The following is a 13,695-nucleotide window of genomic DNA, read 5'->3' on the forward strand; positions in this document are numbered from 1 at the left end:
CCCCGCCGGGCGGCGGGGCCGGGCCGGGACCATGCTAACGACGGCGCGGGCCCGCCCTGCGGCGGGCCCGCGTGGCGCAACGTCAGTTGCCCTGCTTCCACTGCGCGATCAGCTTGTCGTAGTCGAGCGTCTCGGGCTTGCCCCGCTCGTCGGCGAGCTTGGGCACCGGGGCGCCGGGCTGGTCCAGCCAGTACTGGGCGCCCCGGTCCTGGTTCAGCTTCGGCGCGCAGTCGCCGCCGTAGCCGCGGCGCTCCAGCCGGGACAGGATCTCGTCCTGCTGCCTGGCGAGGTTGTCCATCGACTGCTGGGGCGTGGTCTCCCCGGTCACCGCGGTGGCGACGTTCTGCCACCACAGCTGGGCCAGCCGCGGATAGTCGGGCACGTTGGTCCCGGTCGGGGTCCACTGCTTGCGGGCGGGCGAGCGGTAGAACTCGATCAGGCCGCCGTACTTGGCCGCGTTGTCGGTGAAGTAGTCACTGCGGACGTCGGTGTCCCGGATGAAGGTCAGCCCGACGATGGACTTCTTCAGCGAGACGCTCTTGGAGGTGACGAACTGGGCGTACAGCCAGGCCGCGGCGCGGCGCTCGGGCGGGGTGTTCTTCAGCAGGGTCCAGGACCCGGCGTCCTGGTAGCCCAGCTTGTTGCCGTCCTTCCAGTAGGAGCCGTGCGGGCTGGGCGCCATCCGCCACTTCGGCGTGCCGTCCGCGTTGACGACCGGCAGTCCCTGCTTGGTCATGTCGGCGGTGAAGGCGGTGTACCAGAAGATCTGCTGGGCGATGTGGCCCTGCGCGGGGACCGGGCCGGCCTCGCTGAAGTTCATCCCGGCCGCCTCCTTGGGCGCGTACTTCTTCAGCCAGTCCACGTACTTGGTCAGCGCGTAGACCGAGGCCGGGCCGTTGGTGTCGCCGCCGCGGCCCACCGACGAGCCGACCGGGCGGCAGTCCTCCACCCGGATGCCCCAGTCGTCCACCGGCAGCCCGTTGGGGATGCCCGCGTCGCCGTTGCCGGCCATCGACAGCCAGGCGTCGGTGAAGCGCCAGCCCAGCGAGGGGTCCTTGCGGCCGTAGTCCATGTGCCCGTAGACCTTCTTGCCCTCGACGGTGCCGTCGCCGTTCACCTTGTTGGTGAAGAAGTCGGCGATGTCCTCGTAGGCGGCCCAGTTGACCGGCACGCCCAGGTCGTAGCCGTAGGCGTCCTTGAACTGCTTCTTGATCTTCTCGTCGGTGAACCAGTCGTAGCGGAACCAGTAGAGGTTCGCGAACTGCTGGTCGGGGAGCTGGTAGATCTTCTTGTCCGGCCCGGTGGTGAAGCTGATGCCGATGAAGTCGTCGATGTCCAGCGTCGGCGAGGTGACCGCCTTGCCCTCCCCGGCCATGTAGTCCGACAGCGGGAGCACGTAGTCCCCGCGGGAGTGCGTGCCGATGAGGTCGGAGTCGTTGACGTAGGCGTCGTAGATGTTCTGGTTGCCCTGGATCTGGGTCTGGAGTTTCTCGATGACGTCGCCCTCCTGGATCAGGTCGTGCTTGATCCTGATCCCGGTGATCTCGGTGAACGCCTTGGCGAGCTGCCGCGACTCGTACTCGTGCGTGGTGATGGTCTCGGAGACCACGTTGATGTCCATGCCCCGGTACGGCGCCGCCGCCTTGATGAACCAGTCCATCTCGGCCAGCTGCTGGTCACGCGAGAGGGTGCTGGGGGTGAACTCCTGGGAGACCCACCGCGCCGCCGCGGTCTTGGCGGCGGCCTCGTTGAACTCCCCGGTGCGCCGCCCCTGCTCCCCCTGCGAGCACGCGGCCGCCAGCAGACCGGAAACGGCCAGGACGACGACCGCACGCCCCCTGAGTGTTAACGACATCTCCGACTCCTCTCTGGCGGCCGTTGCTTTTTCCGTGTCAACCCCATATGCCGATCACCAGCGCCACCAGCAGCGCGCACCCCAGGGCGAGCCACATCGACAGGTCGGTGACCGCGATCCAGACCGTGAGCACCACCGCCGCGCTGATCAGCCCGATGTACAGCCGGTCACCCCGGTCGGTCTCGATCCGCAGGAAGCCGCGCCGCGCCACCGGCGGCGAGATCTTCGCCCACACCGCCATCCCGGCCAGCAGCAGGCCCAGCCCGATGAACACCAGGGCCGTGGGCGGCGTCCACACCATCCACTCCAGCACGGTCAGACCCTCCCGAGGGCGAACCCCTTGGCCACGTAGTTCCTGACGAACCAGATGACGATCGCTCCCGGGATGATCGTCAGCACGCCCGCCGCGGCGAGCAGGCCCCAGTCGACCCCGGCCGCGCTCACGGTCCGCGTCATGGTCGCGGCGATCGGCTTGGCGTTGACCGAGGTGATCGTCCTGGCGATGAGCAGCTCGACCCAGCTGAACATGAAGCAGAAGAAGAGGGTGACCCCGATCCCGGAGCGGATCATCGGCAGGAAGATGCGCACGAAGAAGCGCGGCAGGGAGTAGCCGTCGATCGCCGCGGTCTCGTCGATCTCCCGGGGGATGCCCGACATGAACCCCTCGAGGATCCACACGGCCAGCGGGACGTTGAACAGCATGTGCGCGATGGCGACCCCGAGGTGGGTGTCGAACAGCCCCACGCTCTGGTAGATCTGGAAGAACGGCAGCAGGAACACCGCGGGCGGGGCCATGCGGTTGGTCAGCAGCCAGAAGAACAGGAACCTGTCCCCGGCGAACCTGAAGCGGGAGAAGGCGTAGGCGGCGGGAAGCGCCACGATCAGCGACAGGACCGCGTTCATGGACGTGTAGATGATCGAGTTCAGGTAGCTCGAGTACCACACGGGATCGGTGAAGAACGTCTGGTAGTTCTCGAACGTCACCCGCTGCGGGATGAGCGCGAAGCTGCCGAGGATGTCCTCGTTCGGCCGGATGGACATGCCGAACATCCACAGCAGGGGCAGCATGAGCGTCGCGACGTACAGCCAGAACACCGTGCGGGCCCACGGGAGCTGCCGCCGGGTGCCGGCCGCCACGGCGACCGGGCTCGCCTTCGCGGGCATGGGCTCACCTTCCCGTCCTGGTCAGCACGGTGAAGAAGACGTAGGAGACGATCTGCACGGTGAGGAAGTACAGCAGTGAGAAGGCGCCGGCGGGCCCCAGGTCGAACTGCCCGACGGCGATCTTCGACAGCAGGATGCTGAGGAACGACGTGGCGTTGCCCGGCCCCCCGCCGGTCACCACGAACGGCTCGGTGTAGATCATGAAGCTGTCCATGAAGCGCAGCAGGATCGCGATCGTCAGCACGCCGCGCAGGCGCGGGAGCTGGATGTGGCGGAAGGTGGCCCAGCCGGAGGCGGCGTCGATCTGCGCGGCCTGGAAGTAGGGCTCGGGGATCGAGCGCAGGCCCGCGTAGGCCAGCAGCGCCACCAGCGGGGTCCAGTGCCACACATCCATGATCAGGACCGTGATCCAGGCGTCGGTGGAGTCCAGGGTGTAGTTGAAGTTGACGCCCAGGACGTTGTTGACAGTCCAGCCGCCCAGGCCGATGTCGCCGCGGGCGAAGATCTGCCAGATGGTGCCCACCACGTTCCACGGGATGAGCAGCGGCAGCGCGACCAGAACCAGGGCCACCGGCACCCCCAGCCCGCGGCGCGGCATCGCCACCGCGATCGCCACCCCGAGCGGGATCTCCAGCAGCAGGACCTGCGCCGAGAACAGCAGCGTCCGCACGAACGCGGCGTGGACCTCGGGGTCGCGGGTGACGGCCCGGAACCAGTCCAGCCCAACGAAGATCCGGTCGGTGGGGCTGAAGATGTCCTGCACCGAGAAGTTGACCACCGTCATCAGCGGGATCACCGCGGTGAACGCGACCGACACGACGACCGGCAGCACCAGGAACCAGGCCCGGTTGTTCCTCGGCTTGGTGTCCACCTGCCCGCCCGGCTCGTCGCGGGGTACGGCCGCGCCGACCGGCGCCTCCGGCTCCACCCGGTCGCCGGCGACGGTGGCGCCCGCCGTGGAGACCTCACCGGAGACATCGGAGACATCACTGGAGACGTCGCCGGAGACGTCGCCGGAGACGTCGTTCAGCCTCTCGCCGGTCACGATCCGTCCCTCCCGTCCAGCGGCGCGATCGACCCGCACCGGACCGCGTCCCGGAACAGGAACGCCCGGCCGGCGTCGAAGCGGAAGAACTCCACGGCGCCGGGCGCGTACCGGGAACCGGCGCCGGTCTTGACCACGAGGGGGTGGTCGTCCACCCGGGCGTGCACGAGGTCGTAGGCGCCCATGCGGTCCACCGCGGTGACCCGCGCGGCCAGGCCGGGTGTCGCCTGGGCGGCGGTGATCCGCACGAACTCCGGCCGCACGCCGATCCGCACCGGTCCCGGCGGCAGGTCGCCGTCCTCGCCCACCGCCCGCCCGACGGCCTCGCCCCCGACCCGGACCGTCCCGCCGGCGATCTCGCCCGGCACCACGTTCATGCCGGGCGAGCCGATGAAGTGCCCGACGAACTCGTGCGCGGGCGACAGGAACAGCTCGGTCGGCTCTCCGGCCTGCACGATCTCCCCCTCGTTGAGGACGACCACCTCGTCGGCGAAGGTGAGGGCCTCGGTCTGGTCGTGGGTGACGTAGATGAGCGTGTGGCCGGTGTCGCGGTGGATCTCCTTCAGCTTGCTGCGCAGCGTCCACTTCATCGCGGGGTCGATCACGGTGAGGGGCTCGTCGAGCAGGACCGCGGCGACCTCGGGCCGGACCAGCCCGCGGCCCAGGCTGACGATCTGCTGCCGGCCCGGGTCCAGCCGGCGGGACCTGCGGCGCAGGTGGTCGTCCAGCCCGAGCAGGTGGGACACCCTGCGCACCCGCTGGTCGATCTCCGCCTTGGGGTATTTGCGGTTGCGCAGCGGGAAGGCGAGGTTGTCGTACACCGACATCTCCTCGTACAGCACCGGGAACTGGAAGACCTGCGCGATGTTGCGGCGCGCGGTCGGCACCGCGGTGACGTCCCGGTCCCCCAGCCAGACCCGCCCCGTCGTCGGGGAGAGCAGCCCCGAGATGATGTTCAGGAGCGTCGTCTTGCCGCACCCGCTGGGCCCGAGCAGCGCGTAGGCCCGGTCGCTGCGCCAGGTCCACGTCATCGGCCGCAGCGCCCACGTCCGGCCCCCGTCGTAGCTGTGCCCCACGCCCTCCAGCCGGATGTCAGCCATGCAGATCGGCCTCCGCCGCCGGTCTGGCCGGCAGGCTCACACCGGCCTCGTCGAAGATGAGGACCCGCCCGGGGTCGACGTACGCCGTCGCCGGCTCCCCCGGCGTGAACAGCCGCGTCCCCTCCAGCTGGGCCACGAGGTGCCGGCTGCCGGGCAGCAGCAGGTGCAGGAAGGTGGCGCTGCCCGTCACCTCCGCCAGCCGGATCTCCGCGGGGAACTCCAGGTCGCCGGGCCCGGTGCGCTCGATGGTCACCTGGTGCGGGCGCACCCCCAGGACCACGCGCCCGGCGGGCGGGCGCTCGCCGGGCACCGGGAAGGAGACGCCCAGGCAGTCGATCCTGCCGTCGTGGGCCAGGCCGGGCAGCAGGTTCAGCGGCGGGTCGCTGAGCGTCGCCGCGACGGCCAGCGTCGGCGGCCGGTCGTACATCTCCGCCACGTCGCCGACGTGCTGGATCCGGCCCTCGCCAAGCACCACCGTGGGCGCCGCGAAGCCCAGCGCCTCGGCCGGGTCGGCCGTGGAGTACAGGACCACCCCCGCCGAGCCGCCGAACATGTCCTTGAGGTCGGCGCGCAGCTGTTCCCTGAGCTTGTAGTCGAGGTTGGCCAGCGGCTCGTCCAGCAGCAGCACGTCGACGGGCCGGGCCAGCGCCCTGGCGATGGCGGTGCGCTGCTGCTGGCCGCCCGACAGCTCCTCGGGCCTGCGGTCGAGCAGGTCGCCGATGCCCATGATCTCGGCGATCTCATGCACCCGCCGATCGATCTCCCGGCGCGGGAAGGAGGGGTCCAGGCGCAGCGGGGAGGCGATGTTCTCGTACACCGACAGGGACGGGTAGTTGATGAACTGCTGGTACACGAAGGCCACCGACCGCTTGCGCACCGAGATCGACGTGACGTCCCTGCCGTTGACGACGACGCGTCCCGAGGTGGGGGGAAGGAGCCCGGCGGCGACCCGCATCAGCGTCGTCTTGCCCGCCGCCAGCGGCCCGATGAGGGTCGTCATCCCGTTGGGCAGTTCGAGATCGATGTCTTCGAGCCAGGTCTCCCCGCGCTGCCTGACGCGAACGCCGTCGAGGATCAGCGTCACTGTGCCCCGTCCTCCCTGCCGGAGCATGATCGAATACCGTGCGGTCGGCGTGAGGCTCCGACGTGTGGTCGCGACAGTCCTGGGTCGGTTGGCACCTCCATATAACATGATCTGCAAGTTTGTGCATAGAGCAGCGGCGCCCCGCAGGCGAGGCCTGCGGGGCGCCGTGCGTACGGGATCCGGACCGCTCAGGATCCGGTGACGTTCAGGATCCGGCGGTCTGCGGCGGCCGGGGTCCGGCGGTCACTGCGGCCAGGTCCAGTTGCGGATCTCCGCGGGGTCCTCACCGTACTGACGGGTGTGGGCGCGGGTGTGCAGCCGCAGGTCGGTCATCTTCTGGCGCAGGTGCGCCGCGGCGGTGCCCAGGCCCGGGACGCGGTCGATGACGTCGATGACCAGGTGGTAGCGGTCGATGTCGTTGAGCATGGCCATGTCGAAGGGCGTGGTCGTGGTGCCCTCCTCCTTATAGCCGCGCACGTGGATGTTGTTGTGGCCGGCGCGGCGGTAGGTCAGCCGGTGGATCAGCCACGGGTAGCCGTGGAAGTTGAAGATGACGGGCTTGTCGGCGGTGAACAGGGCGTCGAACTCGGCGTCCGGCATGCCGTGCGGGTGCTCGCTGGGCGGCTGCAGGCGCATGAGGTCCACGACGTTGACGACCCTGACCTTGAGGTCGGGCAGATACTCCCGCAGCAGCGCGGCCGCGGCCAGCGTCTCCAGGGTCGGCACGTCACCGGCGCAGGCCAGCACGACGTCGGGCTCGCCGCCGGCGTCGTTGGAGGCCCAGTCGATGATGCCCAGACCGCGGGTGCAGTGGACGATCGCCTCGTCCATCGTGAACAGGTCCAGCACCGGCTGCTTGCCCGCCACGATGACGTTGACGTAGTCGCGCGAGCGCAGGCAGTGGTCGCCGACCGACAGCAGCGTGTTGGCGTCCGGCGGCAGATAGACCCGCACGACCTTGGCCTTCTTGTTGACCACGACGTCGAGGAAGCCGGGGTCCTGGTGGCTGAAGCCGTTGTGGTCCTGGCGCCACACGTGCGACGACAGCAGGTAGTTGAGCGAGGCCACCGGCCGCCGCCACGGGATGTCATGGCAGGCGTCCAGCCACTTGGCGTGCTGGTTGAACATGGCGTCGACGATGTGGATGAACGCCTCGTAGCAGTTGAACAGGCCGTGCCGGCCGGTCAGCAGATAGCCCTCCAGCCAGCCCTGGCACAGGTGCTCCGACAGCACCTCCATGACGCGCCCGCCGGGGGCCAGCGAGTCGTCGGTGGGCAGGAGTTCGGCGTTCCAGGTGCGCGAGGTCACCTCGAAGACCGCGCTGAGCCGGTTGGAGGCGGTCTCGTCGGGTCCCATCAGGCGGAAGGTCTGCGGGTTGGCCTCGATGATGTCGCGCAGGAAGGCGCCCAGCACGCGGGTGGGCTCGGTCATCTGCGCGGCCGGAGCCTTGACCTCCACGGCGTAGCGGCGGAAGTCGGGGATGGCCAGCGGGCGCAGGATCTCCCCGCCGTTGGCGTGCGGGCTGGCGCTCATCCGCCGCGGGCCCTCCGGCACCAGCTGGAGGACCTCCGGGATCGGCCGGCCCTCGGCGTCGAAGAGCTCTTCGGGCCGGTAGGAGCGCATCCACTCCTCCAGCATCGCCCGGTGGGCGGCGTCGTCGCGGACTCCGGACAGCGGGACCTGGTGGGAACGCCAGGTGCCCTCCACCGGGACGCCGTCGACCTCGCGGGGCCCGGTCCAGCCCTTGGGCGTCCTCAGGATGATCATGGGCAGGCGCTGGGCGTGGCCGTTCTTGAACTCGGCGATCTGGTCGAAGACCGTGTTCAGGGTGGAGGCCATCAGCTCGTGCATGGCCTGCGGGTCGTCGCCGGAGACGATGTGCGGGCGGTAACCGTACCCCTCCATGAGCTTGATCAGCTCGTCTTCGGGGATGCGGGCCAGCACCGTTGGATTGGCGATCTTGTAGCCGTTCAGGTGGAGGATCGGCAGGACGACCCCGTCACGCTGCGGATCCAGGAACTTGTTGGAGTGCCAGCTGGCGGCCAGCGGGCCGGTCTCGGCCTCGCCGTCTCCGATGATGCAGGCGACCACCAGGCGGGGGTTGTCGAAGGCGGCGCCGTAGGCGTGGGCCAGGGCGTAGCCGAGCTCACCGCCCTCGTGGATCGAACCGGGCGTCTCGGGGGCGACGTGGCTGGGGACGCCGCCGGGGAAGGAGAACTGCCGGAACAGGTGCCGCATGCCCGCGACGTTCTGCGGGATGTCGGGGTACTTGTCGGTATAGGAGCCTTCCAGCCAGGCGTGCGCGACCGCGGCGGGGCCGCCGTGTCCCGGCCCGGCAATGTAGATCATTTCCTGGTCCCGCTCAAGGATGACCTGGTTGAGGTGCGCGAAGCAGAAGTTCAGGCCCGGCGTGGTGCCCCAGTGCCCGAGCAGCCGGGGCTTGATGTGCTCCACCGCGAGAGGTTCGGTCAGCAGGGGGTTGTCCAGCAGGTAGATCTGCCCCACTGAGAGATAGTTCGCAGCGCGCCAGTAGGCATCGATCCTCTGTAGTTTCTCCATGAAGGCCACGATTCCCGTATTTTTCTTGATCATCTAGAGGATTTGGTCCTCACTGATGAAGCTTTGGGAAAGTGCAGAAGGATCGAAAAACACATTTTCCGACACGTGAAGCCGCCGACGGCGGGAAGATCGGGTCGCCTACAGGTAGGGCATGGGAGTGGCGACGAGGTCGTCGACCGTGAAGGTCACGGCGTCCTCCACGCCCGTCACGCCGTCGACGCCCTCGACCGCCGCCACGAGCGGGGCGATCTGCGAGCACAGCGCCACCCGCCCGCCCAGGGTGACCACACCGTCCTCGACGGCGACGGTGACCCCGTCGGCGGGGAACCCGAGCCCGGACAGGGCCCGCAGGACCTCCTGACGGATCTCCTCCGCCGGGCGCATGAAGATCTTCAGCAGGTCGCCCTGGTGGACGGTGCCCACGATCTTGCCCGTCACCGCGTCGATCACCGGCAGCTGCTTGATCCGGTGCTCGTGCATCAACCGGGCCGCCTCGCGCACCGGCGTGCCCGCCGTCACCGTGATCGCCGGACTGCTCATGATCTGACCGGCATGGACCCCGGCCGCCTTGTGCCGCTCCTGCCGGCGCCGACGGCTCTGGAAGAACCCCTCACCATGCCGCTGACTCGTCTCCTTGAGCAGCAGATCGTCCTCCGAGACCACACCCACCGGACGCCGGTCGGCATCGATCACCGCCACCGCACCGACCTTGAAACGCTGCATGGTGGCGACCAGCTCGGCGAAGGAGGCATCCTGCCGGACCGCGATGGCGACCTTGCCCATGACGTCTTTGACCTGCATTTTGATCATTCACCTTTCTGTCTTCTCCCGGCCCCGCTTCCGCGCAGGCCGTCCGTCCGCACGGACACCGGCCACGAACGAACGCCCGTCCCCTGTCGTCAGGGGACGGGCGTCTCGCGGGCCCTCACTTGAGGAAGGGCAGTCGCTTGACCAGGGCGGTCCTGCTCCACCAGGCGCCCAGGCCCAGGGTGTCGCCGGCGTGGCTCAGAGCCAGGGCGACCAGCACGATGGCGTAGACGATGTGCTCGTCGACGAACGGGTTGGTGACCAGGGGCAGCTCGGCCGCCCACATCATCAGCATCATCAGCGCACCGGCGCCGGCGGCGACCCGCATGCCCATGCCCAGGATCAGCGCGGTGCCCACGCCGGCCAGGCCGAGCATGAACAGCCAGTCCACCCACACCTGACCGGCCAGGCTGCTGAAGAAGCCGCCCAGAGCGTGCTCACCGGTGCCCTTGAGGAAGCCGGTGGTGGGGCTGCCGCCGTTGACCCAGGCCTTGGCCGCCGGGGTGGCGAAGCCGAGGCCGAACAGCTTGTCGACGAAGGCCCACAGGAACACCCAGCCCAGGGCGATGCGGGCGGCGGCCCAGGCGTAGGCGGCGGCGGGGGTGCGGCCCTGCGCGGCGGCGGGGGCGGCGGGAGTAGTGAGCGGCCGGGTGTGCCGTTCGAGGATGGCCATGATCGGCTCCTTGTTTCTTTTCTGTCGTGTTCTTATGACACTCAGTTAATCGGCTGCACCCCCTGTTTCCGCAGAGACGTACGGCTCGCGCCGGGACCGCCAAGGTCCTGTCCTCTATGGGACTTTCGTCCTTTCGATCGCAGCTCTTCCGAAGCCTCGGCGCACGAGCCTCCTCCGAGGCCTCAGCGCACGAGCCGGACCAGCGTGGTGGCGGTGACGGCGGCCATCGTCGCGGCCATGACGAGTCCGCCCAGCACTCCGATCAGCGCGACGAGCGCGGCGGGCTGCCCCGGCTGCCACAGCGGCGTGGTGACGAGGCCGAAGACGGCCAGGCCCATGCACCAGCCGCCGGCGCTCGCCACGACCCACTGCCACGCGTGGGCCAGATGCCCGCGCAGGAGCCGCCACTGCAACAGCCCGATGGACGTCAGCACGACCACGCCCATCGCGACGAGGACCGGCCAGGGGACGTCCTGCGCCCCCCGCCCGACCATCAGGGGGACCGCCGCCGACCAGGCCAGCGCCGCACCGGCCGCGGTCGCCCGCACCCACGACCGGGTCGGCACGGCCGGCAGCGCACCGCGCAGCGCCCAGGCCTGGGCCAGGCCGAGCACGGCCCCCTCCCCCGCTCCGGCGAGGATCATCAGGGCGGCCAGGGCCAGCGGCCCGAGTCCCGGGGAGCCGGCGATCAGCGCCGCGACCGTCGCGGGCAGGAGGAATCCGGCGACCTCTCCGAGCACGGTGGCGCGGAACCAGCGCCACCACAGGCCGGTGGCCCGGGCACGCGGGACCGGATCACCCAGGCGGATCCGGATCGCGACGCCGTCACGGGCCCAGGCCGACTGCGCGGCCCCCGACGGACGGTCGGCGGCCATCGCCATGAGGGTCTCCACGACCTGCTCCGTCTCCAGGGACGTCCGCGCGGTCGCGTTCCACTCACGGCCCCGCAGGAGTACGCGGACCGGCGCCCCGTCGCGCAGGTTGCGCCACCACTGCCGCTCCCGGCGGCTGATCAGCAGCAGCTCGCCGTTCCGCTCCGCGTATCCGGCGGGGACGACGATCTCCCGGCCGCTCACCCGGCCCCGCACCGTGATCAGCACGACCGAGGCGCTCACCAGGTCGTGCACCGGAGAACGCAACAGCCCCCGCACGACCGGGTTGACCACGCGGTTCTGCATCCCGTCCAGCAGACGCCGCCACCCCGGCCCGCGGGTGTCACGGGGACGCCCCCGGTCCGTCGGCCCGGCGGCGGGGACTCCCGAATCCACCGGTTCGCGGACGTCACGGGGACGCCCCCGGTCCGCCGGTCCGGCGGCGGGGACTCCCAGGCCCACCGGTTTGCGGACGTCACGGGGGTACCCCTGGTCCGCCGGTCCGGCGGCAGGAGGTCTCGGGGCCGCCGGCCTGCGGGTGTCGCGAGGATGTCCCAGGTTCACCGGGCGTGCGGTGTGCGGTGTCATGATGTCGCGCCTCCTGCGGTCGCCCCCATTCGACCGCCGATCGCACGCCCTCCGGCAGTGACGAAAATCCCTCGACCCCAGGGACCTCCGGCCCTTTTCCGCGTCCGCGACCCGGCCGGGGCCGGGGCCCGGGATCAGCCCCGCTCGAGGGGGACCCGCCAGCGCAGGCGGCTCCCGCCGCCCTCGACGCGTTGCGCGCTGAAGGTCCCGCCCAGCCGGGTGGCGCGGTCCTCCAGGTTGCGCAGCCCGCTGCGCCGTCCGCCCTCGGGGATGCCGACGCCGTCGTCGGTGACCTCCAGCAGCAGCGTGCCCTCGCTGACTCCCACCAGCACCTGGACCCTGTTCGCCCGGGCGTGGCGCGCGGCGTTGGACAGCGCCTCGCGCAGCACCGCCCGCAGCTGCTCGCCGACCTCCTCGGGCACCGTGTTGTCCAGCGGGCCCTCCATCCGGATGCCGGGCATGAAGCCGAGCTGGTCCCGCGCCGCCTCCACCAGCTCCATCACCTGGCCCCGCAGGCCGGGTCCGGCCCCGGGCTGCGGCGGCGACTGCAGCGCGAAGATCGTGGAACGGATCTCCTTGATGGTCTGGTCGAGCTCGTCCACCGCGTGCTGCACCCGGGCCGAGGCGGTCGGGTTGTCCACCATCCGGACCGTGCTCATCAGCGTCATCGCCACCGCGAACAGCCGCTGGATCACCACGTCGTGCAGGTCCTTGGCGATGCGGTCGCGGTCCTCCAGCAGGCCCAGCCGCTCGGCGTCGCGGCGCACGTCGGCCAGCTCCAGCGCGACCGCCGCCTGCCCGGCCAGCGCCTCGGCCGTGCGCAGGTCCGCCTCGTTGAACGACATCATCCCGGTCCGTTTGGCCAGGCTGAGCACGCCGCGGGTGCTGCCCGGCTTGCCCAGCGGCACGGCGATCGTCGGCCCCAGCGGCACATGCTCCAGGTGCTCCGGGTAGTCCGTGTGCTTGCGCAGGTCCGGCGTGCTCTGCGACATGCCCGATCGCAGCGCCGAGGCGGCCAGCGAGCGCCCCATCGGCACGTCCCTGCTCCGCAGCAGCTCCGCGCCGAGCCCGTCGGCGATCTCGACCCGCATGCACTCCCCGAGCGGGAAGCTCACCGTGGCCGTGTCGGCGTGCGTCAGCTCCCGGGCGCGCCGCGCCATGACGGCCAGCACCTCATCGGGCTCGTCGCCCGACAGCAGGCCGGTGGTCAGCTCGGCGGAGACCCGCAGCCGATCCTCACGCTGCCTGCTCTCCTCGTACAGCCTGGCGTTCTCGATGGCGACGCCGGCCGCGGTGGCCAGCGCGGCGACCACGGCCTCGTCCTCGTCGTCGAAGACTCCTCCTCCGGCCTTCTCGGTCAGATAGAGGTTGCCGAACACCTCCTCGCGCACCCGGACGGGCACGCCCAGGAAGCTGCGCATCGGCGGATGGCCCTCGGGGAAGCCGTACGACGAGGAGTGCTCGGAGAGGTCGTCCAGCCGCAGCGGCCGGGGATCCTTGATGAGCAGGCCCAGCAGTCCCTTGCCGTGCGGCCAGTGCTCGATGCCCTCGATCTCCTCCTCGGTGAGGCCCACCGGGATGAAGCGCTCCAGCGTCTGCCCCTCGCCGATCACCCCGAGGGCCCCGTAACGCGCGTCGACCAGCGTGGCGGCCGCCTCGGTGATCCGCCGCAGCACGGTCTCCAGGTCCAGGTCGCTGCCGACCGAGACCACGGCCTCCAGCAGCGAGTGGACCCGGTCCCGGGTCTCCAGCGCCGTGGCCAGCCGGCTCTGCAGCTCCGTCAGCAGCTCGTCCAGGCGCATCTTCGGAATCAACGGCTTGTCACCCACGCCCGCCCCCTAACCAATACCGAACCGGACGTTCAAGTGTTCCACCTCGCCCAGCAGGGTCCCGCACCCGCCATGGGGCTGCGGCCGTACACCGCCGGCGCCCTCCACGACGGACACGC

Annotated in this window: 11 protein-coding genes; all 11 read right to left on the reverse strand. The window is 70.4% G+C overall.

Going from position 1 to position 13,695, the window contains the following annotated elements; all coding sequences use genetic code 11:
- Positions 1 to 82 precede the first annotated feature (82 nt).
- Positions 83 to 1,855: an ABC transporter substrate-binding protein gene (locus Psi01_RS27635; protein WP_204067037.1), complete on the reverse strand. Its 1,773-nt coding sequence runs from the start codon at positions 1,853 to 1,855 to the stop codon at positions 83 to 85.
- A 37-nt stretch (positions 1,856 to 1,892) separates the two neighbouring features.
- Positions 1,893 to 2,168 carry a DUF2160 domain-containing protein gene (locus Psi01_RS27640; protein ID WP_204067038.1) on the reverse strand — a complete coding sequence of 92 codons (276 nt, stop codon included), beginning with the start codon at positions 2,166 to 2,168 and terminating at the stop codon, positions 1,893 to 1,895.
- Positions 2,169 to 2,170: 2 nt separating this feature from the next.
- Positions 2,171 to 3,019 (reverse strand): carbohydrate ABC transporter permease, encoded by an 849-nt coding sequence (locus tag Psi01_RS27645; RefSeq protein ID WP_204067039.1) that lies wholly within the window; start codon positions 3,017 to 3,019, stop codon positions 2,171 to 2,173.
- A 4-nt stretch (positions 3,020 to 3,023) separates the two neighbouring features.
- The gene (locus tag Psi01_RS27650; RefSeq protein WP_204067040.1) at positions 3,024 to 4,064 is read right to left on the reverse strand and encodes a carbohydrate ABC transporter permease; all 1,041 of its coding nucleotides are present in this window, start codon (positions 4,062 to 4,064) and stop codon (positions 3,024 to 3,026) included.
- Complete coding sequence (locus Psi01_RS27655; RefSeq protein WP_204067041.1) at positions 4,061 to 5,164, reverse strand: ABC transporter ATP-binding protein; 1,104 nt, start codon at positions 5,162 to 5,164, stop codon at positions 4,061 to 4,063. The genes Psi01_RS27650 and Psi01_RS27655 overlap by 4 nt, the downstream gene beginning before the upstream one ends.
- Positions 5,157 to 6,248 (reverse strand): ABC transporter ATP-binding protein, encoded by a 1,092-nt coding sequence (locus tag Psi01_RS27660; protein WP_204067042.1) that lies wholly within the window; start codon positions 6,246 to 6,248, stop codon positions 5,157 to 5,159. Before Psi01_RS27660 ends, Psi01_RS27655 begins: the two co-directional genes overlap by 8 nt.
- 243 nt (positions 6,249 to 6,491) lie before the next feature.
- Positions 6,492 to 8,807 (reverse strand): phosphoketolase family protein, encoded by a 2,316-nt coding sequence (locus tag Psi01_RS27665; protein WP_204067043.1) that lies wholly within the window; start codon positions 8,805 to 8,807, stop codon positions 6,492 to 6,494.
- Positions 8,808 to 8,945: 138 nt separating this feature from the next.
- Positions 8,946 to 9,608, reverse strand: coding sequence for a CBS domain-containing protein (locus tag Psi01_RS27670; RefSeq protein ID WP_204067044.1), 663 nt, complete (start codon positions 9,606 to 9,608; stop codon positions 8,946 to 8,948).
- Positions 9,609 to 9,732: 124 nt separating this feature from the next.
- Positions 9,733 to 10,287, reverse strand: a complete 555-nt coding sequence (locus Psi01_RS27675) for a DoxX family membrane protein (RefSeq protein WP_204067045.1) — start codon at positions 10,285 to 10,287, stop codon at positions 9,733 to 9,735.
- Between the two features lie 182 nt (positions 10,288 to 10,469).
- A complete protein-coding gene (locus Psi01_RS27680) occupies positions 10,470 to 11,465 on the reverse strand; it encodes a nitroreductase/quinone reductase family protein (RefSeq protein WP_204067046.1) in 996 nt (331 codons plus the stop codon).
- Positions 11,466 to 11,881: 416 nt separating this feature from the next.
- Positions 11,882 to 13,549, reverse strand: coding sequence for a sensor histidine kinase (locus tag Psi01_RS27685; RefSeq protein WP_204067059.1), 1,668 nt, complete (start codon positions 13,547 to 13,549; stop codon positions 11,882 to 11,884).
- Positions 13,550 to 13,695: the final 146 nt, after the last annotated feature.

This window comes from Paraplanobispora siamensis (genome assembly GCF_016863175.1).
Classification (GTDB): domain Bacteria; phylum Actinomycetota; class Actinomycetes; order Streptosporangiales; family Streptosporangiaceae; genus Planobispora; species Planobispora siamensis.